Source organism: Candidatus Methylomirabilota bacterium, from assembly GCA_036001065.1.
In the GTDB taxonomy this organism is placed as follows: Bacteria; Methylomirabilota; Methylomirabilia; order Rokubacteriales; family CSP1-6; genus MNEF01.
In genome coordinates, this window is record DASYUQ010000187.1 from 1 (window position 1) to 24,258 (window position 24,258).

The following is a 24,258-nucleotide window of genomic DNA, read 5'->3' on the forward strand; positions in this document are numbered from 1 at the left end:
CTAGTGCCGTTCCAACTATTCGCGCCAAGGGAGGCGCCGTGTACTACACGTACGTGTTGCGGAGTGATCGAGATCAACGGCTCTACACCAGAACGACGCACGACCTCCGCACCCGAATCAAGCTGCACGCTGACAGAAAGGTGCGCGCGACCGCTTACCGACGGCCACTGGTACTCGCGTACTACGAGGCCTGCCTGAGTGGCGATGATGCGTTTCGCCGGGAACGGTTCTTGAAGACGGGGAAGGGTAAACGCTGCTTGCGCAACCGCCTCGCGTCGTTCCTGGCCAGATTTAGTACCAACAAGTTGGAACGGCACTAGCCGGTGGCGAGAACGAGCCCGCGGGTCGCGGTGATCATCCTCCACCTCGACCAGTGGCCGGCGCTGCTGGCCTGCCTGGAGGCATGCCGCAAGCTCGACTACGACAACCACGAGCTGATCGTGGTCGAGAACGGCCTCGCGGCATCGCGCTGGCGGGAAGCGACGGCGAGCCCGCGCGATGTGCGGGTCGTCACCAGTGCCGCCAACGTAGGGTACGCCGCCGGCAACAACCTCGGTATCCGTGACGCCAGCCGGCGCGGGGCGGACTATGTGCTGCTGCTCAACGACGACGCCCTCGTCGTTCCAGAGTTGCTGCGGGAGCTGGTGGAGGTTGGCGAGCGGACGGCGGATGTGGGCAGCTTGGGCCCGCTCGTCGTGGACGTCGATGACTCGACGAAGGTCTGGTTCGCCGGGGCCGCCTTCGACCCGGCGCAGGGGGACGTTCGGAGCTTCGAGGCCTGCGCGGCCAGTGCGGCGGGAGCCCTCATCGAGTCCGACTACGTCACCGGCTGCTGCCTCCTGATCAAGCGGTCCGCCCTCGAGCGGGTAGGGCTTCTCGACGCGCGGTTCTTCCTCTACTGGGAGGACACCGACTGGGGCCTGCGGGCTCGGATGGCCGGGCTGCGCAACGTGGTGGTACCCGGGATCAAGGTCCGGCACCGGGTCGCCGCCAGCTCCGGGGGGATCGGCTCACCGCTCCGCGTCTACCACCGGTCGCGGAGCCACCTCGTTTTCCTGCGGCGCCACGCGCCGGGCGCGCTCCCGCGGCTCCACCGCCGCTTCGCGCGCGACGTGGCCTGGCTCGCGCTGAAGTCGGAGGGCCCCGGGCGCCTGGGAGCGGCGCGGGCTATCCTGGCCGCGCTCCGCGACTACCACCTGGGCCGCACCGGCGCGGGCCCGGCCTGGATCTGGCGAGCGCGATGACGCCTACGACGGCATGGACAAGGGGTCTTTACTTCCTTGAAGGCGGCGCACTTGACCAGCCCCTGAATATCCCGATGAATCCGTCGCCGGGCAGGGCGGAAGCGCAGAGCGGGCCATGAGGGCGGGGACGACGATCAAGGAGCTCTACGAGCAGTATTGGGAGGAGCGGCGACATCGCATCAACGACGCCGACTTCGGGCCGGACGAGATCCTTGAGGGTGTGGAGAGCGCGCTCGACGGGGCCGAGCGGCTCCTCGACGTCGGCTGCGGGATCGGCAATCTGATCGGTGTCGCGCACGGTCGATGCGGGGCGGTCCACGGCTGCGACGTATCGGAGGTCGCGGTACACGAGGCCTGCGGCCGCGGTGTGATCGGGGTCTGCGCGGACCTCAACTGCGGGGCCTTGCCCTACCGGAGTGGAGCATTCGACTGGGCCACGTGTCTCGAGGTGATAGAGCACGTCGTCGATCCTTTGCAGCTGCTGCGCGAGCTCCACCGCGTCCTGCGACCGGCTGGGCGGCTGATCCTGACGACGCCAAATATTCGGTATTTTCGGAACGTGGCCCGGCTGGTGTGGCGAGGAGAATTCCCCCACACGACAACCGACACCTTCGTCTGGGGCGGCGGGCATCTCCACTACTTCACACGTCGCGACCTCAGCGGGCTGTTGGTCATGGCGGGATTCGAGCCGCCACGGTTCCTGATCAACGCGCGGCAGTTCGAGCGTTCCTGGAAGCGGCGCGTCCTAGCCCGCATAATAGGCTTGGAGTGGTTCGGCGAATGGATATGCGGTGGGATCCTCGCGGTAGCGAGGAAGCCGTGAGGGGCGGGGCCGCGCCGACGCTCCACGACATTCGCGTCGCCCACGGCTGGAAGCGCGGCTACGAGCGCTACCTGATCCTGAGCCGCTTTCTCTTCCGGCCGGCGGGCTTCGCGCTGACGTGGATCGCCATCCGCCTGGGACTCACGTCGGAGGCGGTGTCTTGGCTCTCGGGGGTTGTCGGGCTCATCGGCTGCGCCGCGTTGGTGAGTGGCCGCGCGGTCCTCCACCCGGCGGGACTCGCGTTGCTCGTCCTGTTCAACCTCCTCGACTGCGTCGATGGGAGCCTTGCCCGGACACTGAAGACCGGGAACCCGTACGGCCGCTTTCTTGATTCCGTGTGTGGCGGGATCATCGATCTTGGATTCTGGGCCGTCGTCGGCATTCTGGCGTTCCGTCATCCGGAGCTCCTGCGCTACCCGGACGGCTTCGGTCAGGGCACGCTTTTCTGGCTCGGCGTCGGTGGTGCCACCTGCTTCCTGGCGGTGACGCTGGGCTACCTGGAGCGGACGTACGACGAGCTGCTGCGGGAGGCGCGGGAACGGCTCCACCCGGTGTGCGCCGGCGCCGAGGCGGCGTCGGACGGCGAGGAAGGATCGCCAGCGCTGGCGGCGCGCCACCTGTCGCGGAACCTACGCGTGCGCGAGACCCACTACGTCCTCTTGCTGATCGCCTGGTGGTTCCGCGCCGTCGACGTCCTGCTCGCCGCGTACCTGACCTCCTACGCGCTCCACGCATTTCTGGTGCTCGTCCTCTATGCACGCCGGGGCCGCGCGATCAAGGCTGCGTGGTTCGGCGGCAGAGAGCGATGAACGTCTGTGTCCTGTCGCTCGTCACCGTCCAGCATGGCGTCGGGGGCGGCCTGTGGACCCCGGGGACGCCGGCGCCCGCCGAGAAGCGAGCGCCATGACGCTCGGCGCCCTCAAGAGCCATCTCTTCCGGCCCGGCGAGGAGATGCGCTGCGTCCGCAGCGCCTTCCAGTCGCTCCTCCGGCGCGTCCCCCGCGCCCGGAGCCTGCTCGACGTCGGCTGCGGGGACGGCTACGCCACGCGGCTCTACGCGAGCACATGGGACCTCGCGCTCGAGGACGTCGTCGGCGTCGAGCCTCAGGACAAGTACCGCGCGCCGGGCCACCCGTTCCGCGTGTGCGTGGTGGACATCGAGCGGGAGCGGCTGCCGTTCCCGGACCGGTCGTTCGACGTCGTGGTGTGCAACCAAGTCCTGGAGCATCTCAAGACGGTCGTCGCGCCGCTGCGTGAAATGATGCGGGTGACGCAGACCGGCGGGTTCGTCGCCCTGGGGATCCCCAACCTCTCGTCGCTCTTGAGCCGCGTCTACCTGCTGCTCGGCCGGGACCCGATCTGCCTGGCCTTTCCCGGGCCCCACGTGCGCGGCCTCACGCATCGCTCCTTCGCACGGATGCTTCGATCGAACCCGAACCTCTCCCTCGAGGCGACGGCGGGCGCCGTCTTCTATCCAGCGCCCCCGCGCCTGGGCCAGCCGCTGGCCCGCGCGTTCCCCGGACTGGCTTGCTACACCTTCTACCTGGCCCGGAAGATCCGGCACCGGCCCGACGACGACTGGCCCCTTGCGCTCTACCCGGACGAGTCGCTCACCGGATGACGGCGATCCGCGGCGGCCGGCACCCATGAACGTGTGCTTCGTATCGCTCGTCACCGTCTGGCACGGCATGAAGGGCGGCATGGAGGTTCACGGTCAGCTTCTCGCCGAAGGGCTGGCCAGACTGGGGCACGAGGTGACGATCCTCTCGTCCCGCCACCCATCCGGCGGCGAGGCCGTGGTCGCCGGGGCCGTCACGCGGTACGCCCTGCCCGGCACGCGCTTCGGCTCGCAGCGGGGAGGGTGGGCGTCAGCGTTGTCGCGGGCCTTGGGCGAGCTGCACACGAGGCGGCCGTTCGACGTCGTCTGCTGCCAGCAGGCCGTGCTGCCAGGCCAGGCTCTCCGATTCTGCCGCCAGGCCGGGGTGCCCATCGTCGCTCTCATGGAAGGCCACGAGGGTCTGATGTTCGCGTCGGAGGTGCGCCAGAGCGTGAGCCACGGGACCGGCTACGCCCGACTGCCACGCCGTGTCCTGGCCTTCGCCCACCACTATATCAGGTGGGAGCTCCCGCTGATGTGGGCCGCGGACCGGATCATCGCCGTCAGCGACGAGGTCGCGCGATCGCTGGCGCGCTGGTTCCCCGTCCCCCGCGAGCGCATCGAGGTGGTCTATAACGGCGTGGACACCCGGCGCTTTCGTCCCGACCCCGAGCGGGGCGCGGCGATCAGGAGCGCGCTGGGCCTCGGCGAGGACGAGGTGATGGTGCTGTTCCTGAGCCACGTGACACGCCAGAAGGGGCTCCACGTCCTCCTCCGAGCCCTGCCGCGGGTGAGGGAAACCTGGCCCCGGGTCAGGGTGGTGGTCGCCGGCGTGGGTGATTACTTCGCCGAGGGCCAGGCGCTGGCCCAGCGGCTGGGGACGAGCTCCCACGTCCTCTTCGTGGGCGAGGTGCCCCACGAGCGGGCGCCCGAGTACCTGGCGGCCTGCGACGTGTTCGTTCTCCCCACCCTGCGCCAGGAGGGCCTGCCGTTCGCTCTGTTGGAGGCCATGGCCTCGGAGAAGCCCGTGCTCGTGTCCCGCATCGGCGGGGTCACCTCCGCGGTGCACGACGCCGTCAACGGTCTGCTGGTGCGCGCCGGAGATCCCGCGGCGCTGGCCGAGGGTCTGGTGCGCTTGCTCACCGATCGCGACCTCGCCCGGCGACTCGCCCGATCCGCCCGCGACACGGTGCTGCGCGCCTTCAGCGCCGAGCACATGGTGCGCGGCACCGCCGATGTGTTCGAGCGCGTCGTCAAGGCCCGGCGGGCGCCATGACCGCGCGTGAGGCGCCGCTGGTGTCCGTCTTCATCCCTGCCTACAACGATGCCGGGCCTCTGGCGGCCTGCCTGGAGTCGCTGTGCGCGCTCGACTACCCGCGCGGGCAGGTCGAGATCGTCGTCTGGGACAACGCCTCCCGGGACGACACCGGGCCGCGCGTGGCCGAGGCCTTCGACCGCATGCGCGGACAGGGATGGCTCGACCTTCGCCTGCACCGCAGCCCCCGGAACGAGGGGAGCTACGTGCCCTACAACCTGGCCGAGACCCGGCTGGCCAGCAAAGGCACCTACATTCTCGGTCTCGACGCCGACGTCGAGGTTGCACCCGACGTGCTCAACCGGCTGGTGGCGGTGGCCGAAGAGGGCAGGGTCGCCGTCGTCGGCGCCCGGTCGGTCTACTTCGACCGACCGGACTGCACCGCGCACGGCGCCGGCTTCGTGGCTCGCTGGAGCGCCCGCTACGGCGAGGCCGATCCGGACGAGCCGATCGACTGCGACTACGTGATCGGTTGCTGCTGGCTCCTCGACCGCCGCGCCTTTCGCGAGGTCGGCGGATTCGATCCGCGCTTCTTCATCAACCACTGGGAGGTGGACTACTGCCTGCGCCTCAAACAGCGCGGCTGGCGGATCCGATACGAGCCGCGGGGGGTGGCGCGGCACAAGATCGCTCCCGGGGGAACCCGGTCCCCCGAGCGCCTCTACTATCTCTACCGGAACAAGCTGCTGGTGATCAGGACCAGCGGGTACTTCCATCGCCCAGTCCTCGCCGCCGTCGTGGCCGCCGCCGGGGCGGCGGCCCGCATCGCCGCCGACGCCCTGGCCACGTCCTCGATCCGGGAGACAGGGGCCTCGCTGAGAGGGCTCTGGGACGGCCTCCGGGGCCGCACCGGCGCGCTCGGCCAGGCGCGGCCGTGACACCGCCGATCCGCGTCCTGCACGTGGCCGAGAGCGCCGGCTTGGCCGGAGGCGAGGCCTACCTCGTCCGCCTGGCCACCGCCCTCGACCGGCGGCGCTTCGCCCTGACCGTCGTGGTGCCCGAGACCGGCGCCCTCACGGAGCGTTTGGCCGCACTCGGCGTCCCGACCTTCGTCGTCCCGCTCCACACCCGCCTGCTGAGCCCGCGCACGCTGTGGCAGCTCGGCCAGGTGTTCCGTCGGGAGCGTCCGATGATCGTTCAATCCCACGGCGCCCGGACCAACGTCTACGCCAAGATCGCGGCTCGCCTGGTCGGGGTGCCGGTGGTGCTGGCGACCGTCCACAACTCGCTCTTCGACTACGAGGTCGGCGCCCTCCGCCGCCGGCTCTACGTCGCCGCCGAACGGCTCACGGGCCCGCTCGCCCATCGCGTGGTGGCGGTTTCACACGCGGTAGGGCGGGACCTCGTCGCGCGCTACCGGCTTCCCGCCGAGCAGGTCGTCGTCATCCAGAACGGGATCGACCCCGCGCGGTTCGTCCCCGAACGTCCCCCGGCGGCCGCGCGCGCCGAGCTGGGGCTCAGCCCCGACACGCGGCTCATCGGTCTCGTCGGTCGGCTGACGCGGCAGAAGGGCCCGGATCTGTTAGTGGCCGCGCTCCCCACGCTCGTGACCTCGTGGCCTCAGCTCCGCTGCCTCTTCGTCGGCGACGGGATGCTGGGTCCGGAGCTTCGTCGCCGGGCCGCGGCGCTGGGATTGGCCTCCCACTGTGTGTTCCTCGGCCCCCGCCACGACGTGGCGGATCTCGTCGCGATCTTGGACGTGGTGGTGCTGCCCTCGCGCTCGGAAGGGCTGCCCTTCGCGCTGCTGGAGGCGATGGCGCTGGCCAAGCCCGTGGTGGCGACGCGCGTGGGCGGAAACCCGGAGGTCGTGGAAGACGGACGGACCGGGCTCCTGATTCCGCCCGAGGATCCGGTGGCCTTGGCCCGGGCCGTCCTCTTCCTCCTCGATCGTCCGGCCGAAGCAGCGGCGATGGGCCGACGGGGCCGCGAGCGTGTGGTCCGGGACTTCTCGCTCACGCGAAGCGTCGGAGCATTGCAGGAGCTCTACTGGTCGGCCGCATCGCGCGCGGCCGGCGACGGCACCGGCTCCGAGCGAGGTCGCCCTGCCGGCCGGGCTTCCTGACAGCCGCGCGTCGAGGACCGGCCCCGGCCGGCGGGGGAGACGGCGGTTCCTGGCGTGGCACCCGGAGGCTACGATCCGCTAGGCGCCGGCACGTGTCTTCCCGCATACTGCTGGAAGGACGTTTTTATGGGCCTTCCCAGCCTCCTGGAGCTCAGATGGGAACGACCGCCGTGACCGCGGCCGCGCATCCGCGTGGCGCGCTCACCGGCGCCGGCCATCCGCACGTGACGCCGGTCGGCCTCGCCGGCTAGCGGCGTGTCGAAGAAGTCTGTGCCCTGGCCACGCGACCGGGAGTTGACGCCGACTTCGTTCGAGCGCCGGCTTCGCCGGCGCCATCTCCACTGGGGAGGCTCGGAGGGGGCCGGGAGGCCCCCACTGACTATGAATTTCGGAGGGGGCCGTAACGTCCGCCCCCTCCGACTCAACTAGTGCCGTTCCAACTATTCGCGCCTAGGAAGGCACCGTGTACGTCGTTCGTGGACAGATTTAGTATCAACAAGTTGGAACGGCACTAGCGGCCATGTGCGGCATCGCCGGATACGTCGGCGTCGCGCCCCCCGAGCTGCTGCCCTCGATGCTGCGCGTGCTCAAGCACCGCGGGCCCGACGACGACGGGCTCCACGTCGAGCCGGGGATCGGCCTGGGATCCACCCGCCTGGCCATCATCGATCTCGACACCGGGCACCAGCCCATCACCAACGCCGACGAGTCGGCGTGGATCGTCTTCAATGGCGAGGTCTACAACTTCCGGGACCTGAGATCGACGCTCCAGGCCCACGGGCGGGCCTTCCGGACGCGCAGCGACACCGAGGTCGTTCTGAAATCGTACGAGGCGTTCGGCGACGCGTGCGTCGAGCGGCTGCGCGGCATGTTCACCTTCGCCCTGTGGGACCGGCCGCGGCGGCGCCTGCTGCTGGCGCGGGATCGCCTGGGCAAGAAGCCGCTCTACTACTGGCACCGCGACGGGCTGCTCCTCTTCGCCTCGGAGCTGAAGGCGCTGCTCTGTCATCCGGCCGTCGCCCGCGCCCTCGACTGGGACGCCCTCCATCACTACCTGGCGTTCGGCTACACGCCGCGCGCGCGCTCGATCTTCGCCGACATCGCCAAGCTGCCGCCGGGTCACACCGCCGTGCTCGCCGATGGTCGGCTGAGGCTGGCGCGGTACTGGGCGCTGCCTGGCGGGAGCGGGGCGACGGCCGAGCGCATCGCGCCCGCGGATGCCCCGGCGCTGGTGCGCCACGAGCTGCGCGAGGCGGTGCGCCTGCGGTTGGAGAGCGACGTGCCGCTGGGCGTGTTTCTCTCCGGCGGCATCGATTCGAGCGCGGTCGTGGCCTGCATGCGCGAGGTGACCGGCCAGCGCATCGCCACCTTCACGGTCGGGTTCGGCCCCAGCGCGCCCTCCTACGACGAGCTGCCCTATGCGCGAATGGTGGCCCGGCGATTCGAGACCGACCATCACGAGGAGATCCTCGCCCCCGTCGTCGCCGACCTGCTGCCGACCATCGTCCACCACTTCGATGAGCCCTTCGCCGACTCGTCGGCGATCCCCACCCTGGCCGTCGCCCAGGCCACGGCCCGGCACGTCAAGGTGGTGCTCTCGGGCATCGGGGGCGACGAGACGTTCGCCGGCTACCCGCGCTATCTCGGACTCCGCTTCTCCGAGCTCTATACGGGGCTGCCCCGCTGGCTCCGGACACTGCCGGCCACCGCCGCCCAGCGCTTCGTGCGCGAGTCCGAAGCCAGCCGGAGCTGGGGGAATTGGATCCGGCGGTTTTTCGGCGGCGGCGATCAGCCGCTGCCCGACCGCTATCTCGGCTGGACGCGCTTCTTCTCCGACGCCGACCTCGAGCGCCTGGCCACGCCGGCGCTCCGCCGCCGCTGGCACGAACGCGTCGACGACGTGCAGCGCGCGGCCTTCGCCGGGCTCGGTCACGATGACCCCGTGGACGGCGCCTTTCGCATCGATCTCAGCACCTATCTGCCCGACGACCTGCTCGTCATGGCCGACCGGATGAGCATGGCCCACTCGCTCGAGCTGCGGGCGCCGTTCTGCGACCACCGGCTGGTCGAGCAGAGCCTTCGCCTGGCCCCGGCGACCAAGCTTCCCCGGCTCGGCCTCAAGGGCCTGCTCAAGGCCGCGTTCGCCGACGTCCTGCCCCGCGAGATCCTCTGCCGACGCAAGCAGGGCTTCACGGTCCCGCTGGCCCGCTGGCTGCGTACCGATCTGAGGCCGCTCCTGGACGATCTCCTGTCACCCGAACGCGTGCAGGCGCGCGGCCTCTTCGAGGCTGCCGCGGTGGCCGCGCTCGCGCGCGAGCACCTGGCGGGCGGGCAGAACCACGCCGACCGGCTCTGGACGCTCATGATGGCCGAGCTCTGGATGCGGCAATACCTGGACACGCACGGGCTGTGGAGCGCCCGAGAGTGAGGATCCTGATCGTGTCCGACGTCTCGCCCATCGCCGTGCTGGGCGGGGCCGAGCGCGTGGTGTGGGAGCAGGCCTCCCGGCTGGCGGCGGCTGGACATCGAGTCCGGGTCGTCAGCCGCGCGCCCCGGCACGGCGGCGAAGGCGCGGTCGTCTATCGCGATGTTCCCGTCCGGCACTTCGCCGTCGATCGCCGCACGCTCCGGGGCTTTCTCCGGACGTCGATCCTCGGAGCGCGGCGCGCCGTCGCCGAAGAGGTGGATGCTCACGGCGCCGACGTGTTGCATTTCCACCAGCCCCTGGCCGCCTTCGGAGCGCTCACCTCGCCGGTGGGCCGGCGGCTGCCGAGCCTCTACACGTTTCATTCACCGGCGCCGCTCGAGTACCGGACCCGCCGGGGTACGACGGACCGGCACCGCGGGGGCCTCGCCGGGTACGCCGGCGCGGCGGCGCTCTGGTTGTTCGAGCGCGCGAGTCTGTCGCGGGCGACCCGGATCCACGTGCTCAGCGACTTCTCGGCCAGCCTCGTCGGGAAGCTCTATCGGATCCCGCGCGCGCGGATCGTAAAGATCCCGGCCGGGGTGGACCTCGACCGCTTCCAGCCGCCGCGCGACCGGGTGGCGCTCCGCCGCGAGCTGGGCCTGCCGGCCGGGCGGCCGCTGCTCTTCACCCTGCGTAACCTCGAGCCCCGGATGGGGCTCGACAACCTCCTACGGGCGATGAACCTGCTCCGCCGGCTTGTCCCGGACACGCTGCTTCTGATCGGCGGCGCCGGCTCGCTGCGTCGCGAGCTCGAGGCGCTGGCCGCGTCGCTGCGCCTCGAGGACCACGTGAAGTTCCTGGGCTTCGTCGCCGACGCCGACCTGCCGCGGTACTACGGGGCGGCCGACGCGTTCGTGCTCCCCACGCGGGCGCTCGAGGGGTTCGGCCTGGTGACGGTCGAGGCGCTCGCCTGCGGCACGCCCGTGCTCGGCACTCCGGTCGGCGCCACCCCCGAGATCCTGGTCCCGCTGGCCCCCGCACTGGTCTTCCGGGGTGTGTCCGCGGAAGCGATGGCGCAGGATCTCGGGCGGTTCCTCCACTCGGTGGTCCAGGATCCGGCCGGCGCCCGGCGGCTCCGCGACGCCAGCCGCCGCCACGCCGAGACGCGTTACGGCTGGGAGCGCTCGATCGGCGATCTGGAGACGACCTTGCAGACGCTGGCTGAGCGCCCGGAGGCGGCGGCCCCGCCGCGGGCGTGCTCCGTCTGCGGGACGCAGGCGACGCCCCGGCTCGTCCGCCACGGTCAGCCGTATGAGGTCTGCCCGGGCTGTGGCACGGCGGCCAGACGCGCGCGTCCGGGCGCCGCCGAGCTCCGCGCGTTTTACGAGCGCGACTACCCGGCTCGCTTCGCCCCCGATCGGATCGGGCGGCCGCGCGTCGAGCTGTTCACCGCCCTCCTCGCCCGCCTGGGGTCCGTCGAGGCCGGGCGACGACTGCTCGATCTGGGCTGCGGCGGCGGGCAGCTGATGGTTGCGGCCGCGAAGCTCGGCTGGCGCAGCGTCGGCAGCGACGTCGCCTACGAGGCCTGCGCCGTCGCCCGCACGGTGTCCGGCGGTCCCGTGATTCAGGCCGACAGTGCGGAGATCCCGCTGCGCGACCGTTCAGTGGAAGCGGTGACGTTGATCAACGTGCTCGACCACCTGCCCGACCCGGCGCGCGTCCTCGCCGAGGCCCGCCGGGTGCTGACCCCCGGCGGCGCGCTGGTGATCCGCGTTCCCAACGGCGCCTTTCACCGGCCGAGCCTGCGTGTGCTGGGGTGGGTCGGTCCGCTGGCGCGGCGCTTCCGCCTGAACGTCTACCCAGTCCTCCACCTCTTTTCGTTCACCGCGCGCGGGCTCCGCTGCCTCGTCGAGCGCGCCGGCTTCCGGGTGCTCGTCGTGCGCAACTCGTCGCTGACGGCCGAGGGCCCGGCGTGGGCGGACGCCGAGCCCGGCGAGCTTCCCGGCTGGCTCCGCGCGGGCCTCGCCGCCGGCGTCCGCGTCGTGGAGACGCTCTCGGGCCGCCGGTGGCTGCTGGCGCCCTCGATCGAGCTGTACGCCTGCCGGCGGGAGGGTGACGCTCGCCCGTGATCCGCGTCCTGCACGTGATCACCCGGCTCACGCTGGGCGGCTCGTCGGAGAACACCCTGGGGCAGGTGGTGGCGCTGGCGCGCGCGGGGTACGACTGCGCGCTGGCCGTGGGTATCGCAGAGTCGGACGCGCCCACGGTCGACGACGCCCGGCGCCGCGGCTGCCGCATCATCGACGTCCCCGCGCTGCGGCGCGAGGTCTCGCCCGGCGGCGACCTCGCCGCGCTCCTGACCCTCACGCGGCTGATGCGTCGCGAGCGTCCGGCCGTCGTCCACACGCACACCTCCAAGGCGGGCTTCGTCGGACGCCTGGCCGCGCGCCTGGCCGGCGTGCCCGCGGTCATCCATCAGCCCCACGGGCACATCTTCTACGGCTACTACGGTCCCCGGCGGTCGGCCTTCTTCATCGCGCTCGAGCGCCGCGCCGCCCGCTGGACCGACCGGATCGTCGCGCTGACCGAGCGGGGCACCAGCGAGCACCTCGCCCAGCGCATCGGCCGCCCCGCGCAGTTCGTCGTGGTGCCGAGCGGCGTGCCGACGGCCGCGCTGCGGGCCAGCGCGCCGGCCCGCGGCGAGGCCCGCGCCCGCCTCGGCATCGCCCCTGACGCCTTCGTCGTCGTCGGCGTCGGCCGGCTCGTACGCGTCAAGGGCTTCGACCTGCTCGTGGCCGCGCTGCCGCGCCTGCTGGCCGAGGTGCCGGGAGCCCGGCTCGTCCTCGTCGGCGACGGACCCGAGCGCGCGGCGCTCGAGGGCCGCGCCGCCGCCCTGGGGGTGGCCGCGCGCGTGCATTTCGGGGGTGTGGTCGGTGGCGCCGCCCAGGGGCTGGTCGACTACCTGGCGGCGGCGGACGTCTGCGCGGCGCCCTCGCGGAACGAGGGAATGGGACGGGCGGTGGTGGAGGCGATGGCGCTGGGGCTGCCGGTGATCGGCGCCGCAGTGGGCGGCATTCCCTCCGTGATCGGAGACGACGAGTGCGGGCGGCTCATCCCTCCGGACGATACCGACGCTCTGGTGGCGGCCGTCGTCGAGCTGGGGCGCGACGCCAGGCTGCGCGCCAAGCTGGGCCAGGCCGCGCGCGCCCGCGCCGAGCAGTTCTCGACGACCGTCGCCGAGGCCCGGCTGCTCGCGGTGTACGACGCACTCGTCCGCGACAAGGGGCTGCGATGACGTGGGCCGCCTTGGCCGTCCTCGCCCTCGGCGTCGTTGCCGCCGCTGGGCCCGCCGACGCGCTGGAGCGGCTCCCCGCCGTCCTGCACGCTCACTCCGACATCACGACCGGCGATTTTCCTCTGGAAGACCTGGCGCGGACTGCCGAGCAGCAAGGGGTCGAAGCGCTGCTGCTCGCCGAGAACTACCTGATCCGGATCGAGTACGGCGTGCCGCCGTTCCGCGCGCTGACGCGCGTGGCCCACCAGGAGCGGAGCGTGCTCGACTTCGGTCTCGAGCGCTACTTGGCGCGGGTGGCCGAGGTGCGCCGGCAGTATCCGCGCGTGCTGCTGCTCCCCGGCGTCGAGGTCATCCCGCACTATTACTGGACGGGCTCGCCGCTGGCGCTCACGGCGCACAACACGCAGAAGAACCTCCTGGTCTTCGGCCTCACCGACGCCCAGGCGCTGGCGTCCCTGCCGGTCACCGGCAACCAGCACGAGGCGATCTACACGTGGCAGTCGGCGCTGGAGGCGGCGCCCGGCCTCCTGGTGATCCCGGGCATCGCGCTGCTCCTCGTGAAGCGGCGCCGCCGGCGTCGCATCGGCCGGACGATCGTCATCATCCGGCAGCGCTCGCGGTTTTCCGGCGTCCTCGTCGTCGGGCTCGGCGTCCTGACCCTGGTGCGCGCCTGGCCGTTCACCGTGGATCGCTATCCGCCGTGGGAGGACCACGGCCTCGCCCCCCACCAGGCCCTGATCGATCGCGTCGAAAGCCTGGGCGGCGCGACGGTGTGGTCGTTTCCCGAGGCGACGGACGCGGGCGAGCGGTGGGTCGGTCCCGTCCGCGTCTCCTGGGAGACCGAGCCGTACACCGACGATCTCCTGAAGACCTTCCGCTACACGGCCCTCGGCGGGCTTTACGAGCAGGCGACTCGCGTGGTCGATCCCGGTGGCGGTTGGGACCGGCTGCTGGCCCAGTATGCCGCCGGTGAGCGGAGCCGCCCGGCCTGGGCGGTCGGCGAGTCCGGCTTCCACGGTCTCACTACCGGCAAGCGCCTGAGTACGGTGCAGACTGTCTTCCTCAAGACGGAGAAGTCGGAGGCGGCGGTGCTCGACGCGCTCAAGCGCGGTCGGCTGTACGCGCTGTCGCGGACGCTGGAGGTCGGGCTGGTCCTGGCCGATTTCTCGATCGCGGGCGGCGAGGCGACCGTGATCTCGGGCGAGACCCTGCGCCTTCCGGCGGGCACGCCCATCGAGGTGCGCGTGGCCGTCGACGTCACCGACGCCGCTGGCCTGCCGGTGCGCGTGACGCTCCTGCGCAACGGCGAGGTGGCCGAGGCGTGGACGGGCCGGACGCCGTTCCGCGCCGTGTACCGCGACGCGGTGGAGCGGCGCTCGGTGGTGTTCCGGCTGGACGCGCGCTCCACCGCGCCCCACCGCCTGCTGACGAGCCCGATCTTCGTCACGGGATCATGAAGGTCGCCATCCACCAGCCCCATTACCTGCCGTGGCTCGGCTACCTGGCGAAATGGGCGGAGGCCGACCTCTTCATTTTCCTCGATACCGTGCAGTACGAGAAGAACGGCTGGCAGAACCGGAACCAGATCAAGACGAGGGAGGGGCCGCACTGGCTGACCGTGCCCGTACGCGCTCGCCTGGGGGTCTCGATCGCCGACGTCGAGATCGATACGACGCAGGCCTGGGCCCGGCGCCACCTGGTGGCGATCGAGCACGCGTACGCCCGGGCGTCCCACTTCAAGCGCTACGCTCCCGAGCTGGGCGACTTCTACGCCCGGGCCTGGACGCGGCTGGCGCCGCTGGCGGTGGCCAGCGCTCGCTGGCTGGCCGGCGCCGTCGGCATCGTGACGCCGGCGCGCCTGGCGTCCGAGCTCGGCGTGACCACCAGGGATCCCAGCCGGCGCCTGGTCGAGCTCTGTCGCGCGGTGGGCGCCACCGTCTACCTGGCCGGCCGCGACGGCGCCCAGTACATGGACCTCCCCCAGTTCGCGGAGGCCGGCATCGAGGTGCAGGCCCAGCAGTACGTGCACCCCGTCTACCCCCAGCCGCATGGAGAATTCGTCCCGTTTCTCTCGGCACTTGACTTATTATTGACGCACGGTGACGCGGCGCTGGCGATTCTCCGCCATGGCAACCAATGGACGCGCCTCGGCCCGGAACCCCGGGGGGGCTGACCAGCGGTGAACGTCCTCGCCATCGGCGCCCATCCGGACGACATCGAGTACGGCTGCGGCGGCACGCTCACCCAGTACACCCAGAAGGGCCACGACGTCTTCTTGTTCGTCGCCACCGACGGCGCTCTGGGCGGCGACGCGTCTGTTCGCCGGGGCGAGCAGGACGATTCCAAGGTCGTGATAGGGGCCCGCCAGGTGTTCTGGGGCGATTACAAAGACACCGAGGTCCCTTACAACCGCGAGCTCATCGTGCGGATCGAGTCGGTCATCCGGGACGTCCGGCCGGCGATGATCTTCGTGAACTCCCCCGACGACACCCACCAGGATCACCGCAACCTCGCCCAGGGCGCCGTCTCGGCCACCCGCTACGTGCCGAACTTCCTCTTCTTCGAGGTCCCGTCCACGCAGAACTTCACGCCGAACTGCTACACGAACATCGAGAAGGTGCTCGACAAGAAGCTCGCCTGCCTGGAGGCCCACCGCTCCCAGGTGGCCAAGACCAACATCGAGGACCTGACGATCCTCGAGCTGGCGGTGTCGTGCGCGAACTTCCGGGGTATCCAGGCGCGCGTGAAGTACGCGGAGGCGTTTCAGTCCGTCCGGCTGCTGCTGGATATTTGATCCCGCACTCCCGGCCCACCGTGAGCGCGGGCGACGTCGAGCACGTCGCCCGCGTCGTCCGCTCCGGCGGGCTCGCCCAGGGCCCCGAGGTCGCCGCCTTCGAGCGGGAGCTCGCCGCCCGCCTGAGCGTGGAGGCCGCGGCGGCCGTCAGCTCGGGCAGCGCCGCGCTCGAGCTCGCCCTCCGGGCGCTCGGCGTCGGCCCCGGCGACGAGGTGATCATCCCCACCTACGTGTGCGACGCGCTCCACCACGCCGTCACCCGCTGCGGCGCCCTGCCTGTCCTGGCCGACGCCGACCCGGCGACGCTGTCGCTGTCGGCCGATGACGCCAAGCGCCGCCTGACCGGCCGCACCCGCTGCCTGATCGTGCCCCACGCCTTCGGTCTGGCCGTGGATCCGACGCCCTTCACGGCCCTGGGTGTGCCGCTGCTGGAGGACTGTGCCCAGACGCTGGGCGCGCGCGTGGGCGGGCGCCCCGCGGGCAGCCTGGGGCATATCGCGGTCTGCTCCTTCTATGCGACGAAGCTTCTGACCACCGGCGAAGGGGGAGCGGTCGCGGGGCCCGCCGCGCTGGTGAGCCGGGCGCGCGATGCCCGGGACTACGACGAGCGCGACGATCTGGCGCCGCGCTTCAACTACAAGCTGACCGACATGCAGGCCGCGCTGGGGCGCAGTCAGCTCGGCCGCCTCGACGCGTTCATCGCGCGCCGCCGCGCCATCGCCGCCCGCTACCGGGCACGGCTGGGCGGCGTGCCGTGCCGGCTGCCCGCCGATGCCCAAGAGCGCCACGTCTATCATCGCTTCATCGTGGCCATCGACCGGCCGCTGGACGCGGTGATCGCGGGGCTCGAGGCGCGCGGCATCGCCGCCCGCCGGCCCGTCTTCCGCCCCATCCATCGCGCGCTCGGGCTCTCCGGGTACCCGGAGGCGGAGCGCCTGTGGGCGCAGTCGCTGTCGCTGCCCTGCTATCCCTCGTTGACCGACGCCGAGGTCGACGCCGTCGCCGCGGCGCTCGGGGAGGCGTTGGCCGCGTGAGCGAGCCGTGGCCCACGGTGCTCCGCCTGGCGGTGGTGGTCGCCCTGCTCGCGCCGCCCGTGCGCCGCTGGTTCCATCACGCGGAGCTGCTGTGGCTCTACCTCACCGCCGTCGCGTTCGCCATGGCCTTCTTCGCGGTGCCGCTGGTACGCGGCTATGCCCTCTGGCGGGGCGTGCTCGACCAGCCGACCGCCCGCAAGGTGCACGCGGTGGCCACGCCCCTGCTCGGCGGCGCCGCCGTCTACTTCGCCTTTGCCGTGACGGTGCTGGCCAACTTCCACTTCTCGCTCCAGCTCAAGGGCGTGGCCCTGGGCGCCTCGATCGTCGTCGCGGTAGGTGTCCTCGACGACGTGGTCGAGCTGCCCGCCCGCGTCAAGCTCGCGGGCCAGGTGAGCGGCGTGGTGGTGGCGATGCTCTACGGCGTGACCCTCCACACCGTGCCGTCGTGGGTGCCAGGCTTCGTGGGGCTCAACGCCGCTCTGACGCTCCTGTGGTTTCTTACGGTGACGAACGCCATCCAGTTCCTCGACGGCATGGACGGGCTGGCCGCCGGGCTCGGCGCGATCGCCGGCGTCTTCTTCAGCATCACCGCGCTCCAGACCGACCAGCGCTACCTCATGTTCCTGTCGGCGGCGCTGGTGGGCGCCTGCCTGGGGTTCCTGCCCTACAACTTCCGTCCCGGCGGCGCCCGGATCTTCCTGGGCGACAGCGGCGCCTCCTTCATCGGCTTCACGCTGGCAGGGCTGGCGGTAATGGGCGAGTGGGCGGAAAATGACCCCGTCGTGGCACTCTTCACCCCCATGCTCATCCTCGGCGTCCCCCTGTTCGACATCGTCTTTGTGAGCATCGTGCGCGTGGTGACCCGCAAGGTGCACTCCCTGCCCCAGTGGCTCGCCTTTACGGGCAAGGACCACATCCACCACCGCTTCCAGGCGCTGGGGCTCACCAAGACGGAGAGCGTCTTCCTCATCTACTTCATCTCGGCGACCCTCGGGCTCTCGGCCTTGCTGCTGGAGGGCGCCCCCACCCGGGCGGCGGTGCTCCTGCTCGTCCAGGCGGCGTGCGTGCTGGCCATCATCGCGGTGCTCGAGGGCGCGGGGCGCGGGCGGCCGGCATGAGGGCCTGGTGGCGGCTGCTCGCCGCGCGGCTGCGGGCGGTGCTGCATCTCGACGACCCCCCGGCGCGGATTGCGCTGGCGCTGGCCGTGGGCGTCTTCATCAGCTGCTCGCCGTTCTGGGGGTTGCAGACGATCCTGTCGATCGTGGTGGCCAGTATCTTCCGGCTCAACCGCGCGGCCACGATCACGGGGACGTGGATCAACCTCCCCTGGTTCGCGCCGTTCGTGTACGGCGCGGCGCTGAAGATCGGCGGGCTCCTGGTGCCCGACCCTGACGGCACGCGCGACGCCTGGGTGACGTTCCTGATCGAGCACCCGGGCCGCCTGTCGTGGAGCGCCGCCACCGCGCTCTTCCAGGAGCTCTCCCTCGCGCTGCTGATCGGCACGACGGTCGTCGGCACCGCGGCCGGCCTCGCGACCTACTTCGTCGCCTTCAGCGTGATCTCCGCGCGCCGGGCCCGCCGCCCCGACGCCTCCGCCACCCGGCCGCGCCGCGCGGCCTGAGCGGCGCCCCGGGGTATCATGAAGGCGAAGGAGCCACTGCCATGACGGTACGCAAAGCTGTCTTCCCCGCCGCCGGGCTGGGGACCCGCTTTCTGCCGGCCACCAAGGCCCAGCCCAAGGAAATGCTGCCGCTGGTCGACAAGCCCACCATCCAGTACGTGGTGGAGGAGGCGGTGGCCTCCGGCCTCAGCGAGATCATCATCGTGACGGGGCGCAACAAGCGCGCCATCGAGGACCATTTCGACGCCGCCTTCGAGCTGGAGTACTACCTGAACGATCGCGGTAAGGTGGAGGAGCTGGCCCAGATCAAGACGATCTCGGAGCTGGCCTCGGTGTGCTACGTGCGCCAGAAGGAGCCGCTGGGCCTGGGCCACGCCATCCTGTGTGCCCGCAATCTGGTGGGCCAGGAGCCTTTCGCCGTCTTCCTGGGGGACGACATCATCGGCAACGCGTCCACCCCCTGCATGCGGCAGCTCTTGGACGTCTTCGACTACCACGGGGGATCCGTCATCGCGGTGGAGCGGGTGCCGCGCGAGCGCATCCACCAGTACGGAGTCGTGGCCGGGCGTCCCGTCAAGAGCCCCAACGGCACGCGGGTGTACGAGATCACCGAGATGGTCGAGAAGCCCCGGGCCGACGAGGCGCCGTCCGACCTGGCGATCATCGGGCGCTACGTCCTCACGCCCGACATCTTCGGCATCCTGGCCGACACGGCGCCCGACCGCCAGGGCGAGATCCAGCTCACCGACGGTCTCCGGCGGCTGCGCGAGCGGCGGCCGATGTACGCGGTCGAGTTCGAGGGCAAGCGCTACGACACGGGCGACAAGCTCGGCTTCCTGAAGGCCACCGTCGAGTTCGCGCTGGCCCGCCCCGACCTCGCCGACGAGTTCCGCGCCTACCTCAAGTCGCTGAAGCTTTAGGGCGGGGCCGGGGCGGGGTGGGGGACGCCCCCGTCGACCACGCTAACGACCACCGCCGTGAGCTTCCTAAACGCCCGAGCCTGGCACTCTACGCGCTATACGGGTCTCCGGGGGCGTGCCCCCACCCCGCCCCCGGCCCCGGACGTTGACTTGCCGGGGGGGTTCTGCCAGAATTTCCAGCACGTTGGCCCACGCATGACGACCCCGAAGCGCCCATTTCACACTGCTTCCGACGCCGAGATCAAGCGCGGCGAGGTGTCGGACGTCTATTTCATCCGGACCGTGGAGATCCTCCGGCACCGCCAGGACCGCAAGCGTGTCAAGGCGGAGGTCTATCTCAAGAGTCTGCCCGACGACTGGCGGTGGGGGATTCTCGCCGGCATTCAGGAAGCCGCCGTGCTGCTGGAAGGGTTGCCGGTGGACGTCCGGGCCATGGACGAGGGCACCGTGTTCGAGCCGTACCAGCCCGTGCTCGTCATCGAGGGCACGTACGTCGAGTGGGCGCAGTACGAGACGGCGCTCCTGGGGCTCCTGTGCCAGGCCGCGGGCATCGCCACCAAGGCCGCGCGCTGCAAGAAAGCCGCGGGTGAGCGCCAGGTGATCTCCTTCGGCGCGCGCCGGATGCACCCCGCGCTGGCCCCGATGATCGAGCGCAACGCGTTCATCGGCGGGTGCGACGGCGTGGCGGTCACGAAGTCGGCCGAGCTGATCGACGCCGACCCGATGGGAACGATCCCGCACTCCCTCGTCCTGATGGTCGGCGACACGGTCGAGGCGCTCCAGGCCTTCCACGAGGTGATCGACCCCAAGGTGCGCCGGGTGGCGCTCATCGACACGCTCCAGGACGAGAAGTTCGAGGCCATCCGCGTCGCCGAAGCCCTGGGCAAGGACCTCTACGCCGTCCGGCTCGACACCCCGTCGTCGCGCCGGGGCGACTTCTACCGGATCATCGAGGAGGTCCGCTGGGAGCTCGACCTGCGCGGCTTCGATCACGTGAAGATGATCGCCTCGGGGGGCATCGACGAGTACGAGATCCTCCGACTCAACCCGGTCGTCGACGCGTACGGCGTCGGCACCTCTATCGCCAACGCCCCCGTGCTGAACTTCGCCCTCGACATCATGGAGATCGAGGGGCACGCCATCGCCAAGCGCGGCAAGTGGTCGGGCGCCAAGGAGGTGTTCCGCTGCCGGGGCTGCCGCGCGACCGTCGTCGTCCCGGCCGCCAAGCGGCCCGCGCCCTGCGCGTGCGGGGAGCCTGTGTGGAGTGCGACGCCGCCGGGCGCCGGCGCTGCCGCCGGCACGCCCGCCCGAGGCGAGCCTGTGTGGGACGCCCTGCTCAAGCCGCTCTTGGCCGCAGGCCGCATCGTGCGCGACCTGCCGCCGCCCCGGACCATCCGCGAGTTCGTCCTCGACCAGCTCGCGGCGGTGCCGCTGGAGGTACCAGGACGTCGGGGGCTCCGCCAGGATTTCTAGGCGCATGACGATCCTCGACACGATCGTTCGGGACAAGCGCGACGAGCTTCAGCGGCGGCGCCGCGCCACGCCCCGGGCCGTCCTCGAGGCGCGCTGCCGCGATCTCCCACCGCCGCGCGATCTCGAGGAGGCGCTCCGGCCGGCGCCCGGCCGGGTCCGGCTCATCGCCGAGGTGAAGAAGGCCTCGCCCTCCCGTGGCGTCCTGGCCCCCGACCTGGACCCGGTCGGGCTGGCGAGCCTCTACGCGCGCCACGGCGCGCACGCCATCTCCGTGCTCACCGACGAGAAGTACTTCCAGGGGAGTCTCGACTTCCTGGGAGCGATCCGCGCCGCGGTCGAGGTGCCGCTGCTCCGCAAGGACTTCATCCTGGACGAGTACCAGCTCTGGGAGGCGCGGGCGGCCGGCGCGGACGCCGCGCTCCTCATCGTGGCCATCCTCGAGGCGCCACAGCTCCGCGACCTCCAGCAGGCGGCGAAGGAGCTGGGGCTGGCCGCGCTCGTCGAATGCCACGCCGCGGCCGAGATCGAGACAGCGCTGGCCGTCGGCGCCCGGATCCTCGGGATCAACAACCGCAACCTGCACACGTTCGAGACGCGAGTGGAGACGACGCTCGAGCTGCTTCCGCTGATCCCGCCCGGGCCGATCGTGGTGAGCGAGAGCGGCTTTTTCACCGCCGCGCAGGTGCGCGCCGTCGTCGCGAAGGGCGCCCACGCCGTCCTCGTCGGCGAGGGGCTCGTGCGAGCCGGCGACGTGGCCGCCAAGGTCCGGGAGCTGACGCTGGAACCGGGCGCGGCCGAGTGACCGCAATGGTGAGGGTCAAGATCTGCGGGATCACCAACCTCGAGGACGCCCTGCTGGCGGTCGAGGCCGGGGCCGACGCGCTCGGCTTCATCTTCGTCGAGGGGACCCCGCGCTTCCTCACGGCCGAGCAGGCGGCGCCGGTCATCCGCCGCCTGCCGCCCTTCGTCACGCCGGTGGGCGTGTTCTGGGACCATCCGGCCGGCCACGTGAAGGCGGTGGCCGAGGCCTGCGGGCTGCGGGCCTTGCAGTTCCACGGCGACGAGCCCCCGGAAGAGCTCGCTCAATTCGCACTGCCCGCGATCAAGACGATCAAGCTGGCCCTCAGCGCGGCGGCCGGAGGGCGCGTGCCGTCGGCGGCCGCTCTGACGGAGCGCTATCGGGGCTGCGCGGCCATCCTGCTCGACAGCGCCTGCCGCTGGAGCGAGGGCGAGCCGCGCCAGCCCATCGAGTGGGAGATCGCCCGCGACCTGGCCTCCGCTCGGTGGCGGATCGTTCTTTCGGCCGGCCTGACGCCGGACAACGTGGCGCGCGCCATCGCCGTCGCGCGCCCCTACGCGGTGGACGTCAACTCGGGGGTGGAAGCGGCGCCGGGCCGGAAGGATGCGGGCAAGGTCCGGCGGTTCATCGCGGAAGCCAAGCGCCTCTCATGACGCGCCTGCCCGACGCCGCGGGACACTTCGGGCGCTACGGCGGCCGCTTCGTGCCGGAGACGCTGATGGCGCCGCTCATCGAGCTGGAGCGGGCCTACCTCCGGGCCAAGCGGGATGGGCGCTTCCAGACCCGGCTCGCCGGCCTGTTGCGCGATTACGCCGGGCGGCCGACGCCCCTCTACTTCGCGGGCCATCTCTCCGAGCACGTGGGCGGCGCGCGCATCTACCTCAAGCGCGAGGACCTCTGCCACACGGGCGCCCACAAGATCAACAACGTGCTCGGGCAGGGGCTGCTGGCCGCCCGCATGAAGAAAGCGCGCCTCATTGCCGAGACGGGGGCGGGCCAGCACGGCGTGGCCACCGCCACCGCGGCGGCGCTGCTGGGGCTGGAGTGCGAGGTCTACATGGGCACGGCGGACGTCGAGCGACAAGCGCTGAACGTCTTTCGTATGCGACTGCTCGGCGCGCGCGTCGTCCCCGTCGACGCCGGGAGCCGGACGCTGAAGGACGCGATCAACGAGGCGCTGCGCGACTGGGTGACCAACCTCCGCACCACCTACTACCTGCTCGGCTCGGCGCTCGGGCCCCATCCGTATCCCGTGATGGTGCGCGACTTCCACGCCGTGATCGGCCGGGAGACGCGTCGCCAGGCCCTGGCCGCGCTGGGGCGCCTGCCCGACGTGCTGGTGGCCTGTGTCGGCGGCGGGTCGAACGCGATCGGGTTGTTCCATCCGTTCATCGGCGACCGGCGCGTGCGGATCGTGGGGGTGGAGGCGGGCGGCCACGGCCTGGCCAGCGGGAAGCACGGCGCCAGCCTCAGCGCCGGCAGCGTGGGCGTGCTCCACGGGTGCATGACCTATCTGCTCCAGAACGACGACGGCCAGATCGCCACCGCTCACTCGATCTCGGCGGGCCTCGACTATCCGGGCGTGGGGCCCGAGCACGCCTACTACAAGGACACCGGGCGGTTCGAGTTCGTCGCCGTCACCGACGAGGAGGCGCTTGCGGGCTTCCAGGCGCTGGCGCGTCTGGAGGGCATCATGCCGGCGCTGGAATCAGCGCACGCCGTCGCCTACGCCATGCAGCTGGCCAAGCGGTTGCCGAGATCGAAAGCGATCGTCGTCGGGCTCTCGGGCCGTGGCGACAAAGACGTGCAGGTGGTGGCCAAGGCCCTGGAAGGCGGGGCGCGATGACCCGCCTGGCCACGACGTTCCAGCGGCTGCGCGCGTCGGGCGAGCGGGCCCTGGTGACCTACTTCACCGCGGGGGACCCGTCGCTCGAGGCCACCGCCCGGCTGGCCGCCGAGGCCGAGCGTCGGGGCGCCGACGTCATCGAGCTGGGCGTGCCTTTCTCCGATCCCCTCGCCGACGGACCGGTCATCCAGCGGGCGGGCCAGCGGGCCCTGGCCGCCGGCGCCTCGCTGGCGCGCGTGCTGGAGACCGTCAAGACCCTGCGCGCGGAGGTGCGGGCGCCCATCGTGCTGCTGACCTACTACAACCCGGTGCTCGCCTTCGGGCTCCGTCCGTTCGCCGAGGCCGCAGCCAAAGCGGGCGTCGATGGCGTCATCGTCGCCGACCTGCCGCCCGAGGAGGCCGGGCCGCTCGGCGCCGAAGCCGAGCCGGTCGGGCTCGACGTGGTCCACTTGGCAGCGCCGACCTCTACCACCGACCGCCTCCGCCTGATCGCGCGGCGCAGCCGTGGTTTCATCTATCTGGTCTCGCTGACGGGTGTCACCGGCGAGCGCGCGGCGCTCTCCCGGGAGCTGGAGGCCCAGGTCCGCGCGCTGCGGCTCGTCACCGCCAAGCCCGTGTGCGTTGGCTTCGGGATCGGTCGACCCGAGCAGGTCGCCGCGGTCGGCCGGCTGGCCGATGGCGTGATCGTCGGCTCGGCGATCGTCCGCCTCGTGGAAGAACGCGCGGGCTCGCCGACGCTCATTTCGGACGTGGGCGATTTCATCGCCTCGCTCAAACAGCCTCTGCGTGGGCGGGGCCCGGGTGCTCCTGTGTCGACCACGCTATCCACTGGGCGCGTGGCGGCGTCGTCGGGCCATGATGGTGACGCGAGACTCCCTCGACCCCCAGAGGATACGGGTCTCCACAGGAGCACCCGGGCCCAGCCCCGCCCGGATGCTTCGAGCGCGGCGAAGCTCGGCGGCGCCCCAACGAGCGAGCGCCAGCCGCGAGTCTCCCGATCGCGGACGTCGCGATCGGCATCGGAGTAAG

The 24,258-nt window shown here is 71.5% G+C and carries 23 protein-coding genes; all 23 read left to right on the top strand.

The features are described from left to right. The first annotated feature begins 53 nt into the window (after positions 1-53). The 23 genes from VGV13_18295 (at position 54) to trpA (ending at position 24,257) form a co-directional block, all read left to right on the top strand. Complete coding sequence (locus VGV13_18295; GenBank protein HEV8643040.1) at positions 54-320, top strand: GIY-YIG nuclease family protein; 267 nt, start codon at positions 54-56, stop codon at positions 318-320. A 30-nt stretch (positions 321-350) separates the two neighbouring features. Further along, positions 351-1,244, top strand: coding sequence for a glycosyltransferase family 2 protein (locus VGV13_18300; GenBank protein ID HEV8643041.1), 894 nt, complete (start codon positions 351-353; stop codon positions 1,242-1,244). Between the two features lie 115 nt (positions 1,245-1,359). After that, on the top strand, positions 1,360-2,067 hold the full coding sequence (locus tag VGV13_18305; GenBank protein ID HEV8643042.1) for a class I SAM-dependent methyltransferase: 708 nt from the start codon (positions 1,360-1,362) through the stop codon (positions 2,065-2,067). Further along, complete coding sequence (locus tag VGV13_18310; protein HEV8643043.1) at positions 2,064-2,876, top strand: CDP-alcohol phosphatidyltransferase family protein; 813 nt, start codon at positions 2,064-2,066, stop codon at positions 2,874-2,876. The genes VGV13_18305 and VGV13_18310 overlap by 4 nt, the downstream gene beginning before the upstream one ends. A gap of 94 nt (positions 2,877-2,970) precedes the next feature. After that, positions 2,971-3,687 (top strand): class I SAM-dependent methyltransferase, encoded by a 717-nt coding sequence (locus VGV13_18315; protein ID HEV8643044.1) that lies wholly within the window; start codon positions 2,971-2,973, stop codon positions 3,685-3,687. A gap of 25 nt (positions 3,688-3,712) precedes the next feature. Next, positions 3,713-4,939, top strand: a complete 1,227-nt coding sequence (locus tag VGV13_18320; protein ID HEV8643045.1) for a glycosyltransferase family 4 protein — start codon at positions 3,713-3,715, stop codon at positions 4,937-4,939. Next, a complete protein-coding gene (locus VGV13_18325; protein ID HEV8643046.1) occupies positions 4,936-5,856 on the top strand; it encodes a glycosyltransferase family 2 protein in 921 nt (306 codons plus the stop codon). Before VGV13_18320 ends, VGV13_18325 begins: the two co-directional genes overlap by 4 nt. Then, a complete protein-coding gene (locus VGV13_18330) occupies positions 5,853-7,040 on the top strand; it encodes a glycosyltransferase family 4 protein (protein ID HEV8643047.1) in 1,188 nt (395 codons plus the stop codon). Before VGV13_18325 ends, VGV13_18330 begins: the two co-directional genes overlap by 4 nt. A gap of 520 nt (positions 7,041-7,560) precedes the next feature. Then, positions 7,561-9,468: an asparagine synthase (glutamine-hydrolyzing) gene (asnB, locus tag VGV13_18335; protein HEV8643048.1), complete on the top strand. Its 1,908-nt coding sequence runs from the start codon at positions 7,561-7,563 to the stop codon at positions 9,466-9,468. Then, the gene (locus VGV13_18340; protein ID HEV8643049.1) at positions 9,465-11,576 is read left to right on the top strand and encodes a glycosyltransferase; all 2,112 of its coding nucleotides are present in this window, start codon (positions 9,465-9,467) and stop codon (positions 11,574-11,576) included. The genes asnB and VGV13_18340 overlap by 4 nt, the downstream gene beginning before the upstream one ends. After that, positions 11,573-12,742 carry a glycosyltransferase gene (locus VGV13_18345; protein ID HEV8643050.1) on the top strand — a complete coding sequence of 390 codons (1,170 nt, stop codon included), beginning with the start codon at positions 11,573-11,575 and terminating at the stop codon, positions 12,740-12,742. Before VGV13_18340 ends, VGV13_18345 begins: the two co-directional genes overlap by 4 nt. Next, the gene (locus tag VGV13_18350; protein ID HEV8643051.1) at positions 12,739-14,199 is read left to right on the top strand and encodes a hypothetical protein; all 1,461 of its coding nucleotides are present in this window, start codon (positions 12,739-12,741) and stop codon (positions 14,197-14,199) included. Before VGV13_18345 ends, VGV13_18350 begins: the two co-directional genes overlap by 4 nt. Further along, on the top strand, positions 14,196-14,915 hold the full coding sequence (locus VGV13_18355) for a WbqC family protein (GenBank protein HEV8643052.1): 720 nt from the start codon (positions 14,196-14,198) through the stop codon (positions 14,913-14,915). The genes VGV13_18350 and VGV13_18355 overlap by 4 nt, the downstream gene beginning before the upstream one ends. 6 nt (positions 14,916-14,921) lie before the next feature. Then, positions 14,922-15,536 (top strand): PIG-L deacetylase family protein, encoded by a 615-nt coding sequence (locus tag VGV13_18360; GenBank protein ID HEV8643053.1) that lies wholly within the window; start codon positions 14,922-14,924, stop codon positions 15,534-15,536. A gap of 20 nt (positions 15,537-15,556) precedes the next feature. Next, the gene (locus tag VGV13_18365; GenBank protein HEV8643054.1) at positions 15,557-16,570 is read left to right on the top strand and encodes a DegT/DnrJ/EryC1/StrS aminotransferase family protein; all 1,014 of its coding nucleotides are present in this window, start codon (positions 15,557-15,559) and stop codon (positions 16,568-16,570) included. After that, a complete protein-coding gene (locus tag VGV13_18370; GenBank protein ID HEV8643055.1) occupies positions 16,567-17,688 on the top strand; it encodes an MraY family glycosyltransferase in 1,122 nt (373 codons plus the stop codon). Before VGV13_18365 ends, VGV13_18370 begins: the two co-directional genes overlap by 4 nt. After that, positions 17,685-18,191 (top strand): DUF2062 domain-containing protein, encoded by a 507-nt coding sequence (locus VGV13_18375; GenBank protein HEV8643056.1) that lies wholly within the window; start codon positions 17,685-17,687, stop codon positions 18,189-18,191. Before VGV13_18370 ends, VGV13_18375 begins: the two co-directional genes overlap by 4 nt. Positions 18,192-18,232: 41 nt before the next feature. Next, positions 18,233-19,111: a UTP--glucose-1-phosphate uridylyltransferase GalU gene (gene galU, locus VGV13_18380; protein HEV8643057.1), complete on the top strand. Its 879-nt coding sequence runs from the start codon at positions 18,233-18,235 to the stop codon at positions 19,109-19,111. 195 nt (positions 19,112-19,306) lie between these two features. Continuing rightward, entirely contained in the window at positions 19,307-20,584 is a 1,278-nt protein-coding gene (locus VGV13_18385; protein ID HEV8643058.1) for a nicotinate phosphoribosyltransferase, read from the top strand. Between the two features lie 4 nt (positions 20,585-20,588). Next, positions 20,589-21,386 carry an indole-3-glycerol phosphate synthase TrpC gene (gene trpC, locus VGV13_18390; protein HEV8643059.1) on the top strand — a complete coding sequence of 266 codons (798 nt, stop codon included), beginning with the start codon at positions 20,589-20,591 and terminating at the stop codon, positions 21,384-21,386. Between the two features lie 5 nt (positions 21,387-21,391). Next, positions 21,392-22,036 carry a phosphoribosylanthranilate isomerase gene (locus tag VGV13_18395; protein HEV8643060.1) on the top strand — a complete coding sequence of 215 codons (645 nt, stop codon included), beginning with the start codon at positions 21,392-21,394 and terminating at the stop codon, positions 22,034-22,036. Continuing rightward, a complete protein-coding gene (gene trpB, locus VGV13_18400; protein ID HEV8643061.1) occupies positions 22,033-23,229 on the top strand; it encodes a tryptophan synthase subunit beta in 1,197 nt (398 codons plus the stop codon). The genes VGV13_18395 and trpB overlap by 4 nt, the downstream gene beginning before the upstream one ends. Then, positions 23,226-24,257 (top strand): tryptophan synthase subunit alpha, encoded by a 1,032-nt coding sequence (trpA, locus tag VGV13_18405; protein ID HEV8643062.1) that lies wholly within the window; start codon positions 23,226-23,228, stop codon positions 24,255-24,257. The genes trpB and trpA overlap by 4 nt, the downstream gene beginning before the upstream one ends. Position 24,258: the final 1 nt, after the last annotated feature.

Coding starts and splice junctions, on each gene's coding strand:
- VGV13_18305 (HEV8643042.1), top strand. CDS start 1,360: ATGAGGGCGGGGACGACGATCAAGGAGCTCTACGAGCAGTATTGGGAG.
- VGV13_18315 (HEV8643044.1), top strand. CDS start 2,971: ATGACGCTCGGCGCCCTCAAGAGCCATCTCTTCCGGCCCGGCGAGGAG.
- VGV13_18320 (HEV8643045.1), top strand. CDS start 3,713: ATGAACGTGTGCTTCGTATCGCTCGTCACCGTCTGGCACGGCATGAAG.
- VGV13_18325 (HEV8643046.1), top strand. CDS start 4,936: ATGACCGCGCGTGAGGCGCCGCTGGTGTCCGTCTTCATCCCTGCCTAC.
- asnB (HEV8643048.1), top strand. CDS start 7,561: ATGTGCGGCATCGCCGGATACGTCGGCGTCGCGCCCCCCGAGCTGCTG.
- VGV13_18350 (HEV8643051.1), top strand. CDS start 12,739: ATGACGTGGGCCGCCTTGGCCGTCCTCGCCCTCGGCGTCGTTGCCGCC.
- VGV13_18355 (HEV8643052.1), top strand. CDS start 14,196: ATGAAGGTCGCCATCCACCAGCCCCATTACCTGCCGTGGCTCGGCTAC.
- VGV13_18375 (HEV8643056.1), top strand. CDS start 17,685: ATGAGGGCCTGGTGGCGGCTGCTCGCCGCGCGGCTGCGGGCGGTGCTG.
- galU (HEV8643057.1), top strand. CDS start 18,233: ATGACGGTACGCAAAGCTGTCTTCCCCGCCGCCGGGCTGGGGACCCGC.
- VGV13_18385 (HEV8643058.1), top strand. CDS start 19,307: ATGACGACCCCGAAGCGCCCATTTCACACTGCTTCCGACGCCGAGATC.
- trpC (HEV8643059.1), top strand. CDS start 20,589: ATGACGATCCTCGACACGATCGTTCGGGACAAGCGCGACGAGCTTCAG.
- VGV13_18395 (HEV8643060.1), top strand. CDS start 21,392: ATGGTGAGGGTCAAGATCTGCGGGATCACCAACCTCGAGGACGCCCTG.
- trpB (HEV8643061.1), top strand. CDS start 22,033: ATGACGCGCCTGCCCGACGCCGCGGGACACTTCGGGCGCTACGGCGGC.
- trpA (HEV8643062.1), top strand. CDS start 23,226: ATGACCCGCCTGGCCACGACGTTCCAGCGGCTGCGCGCGTCGGGCGAG.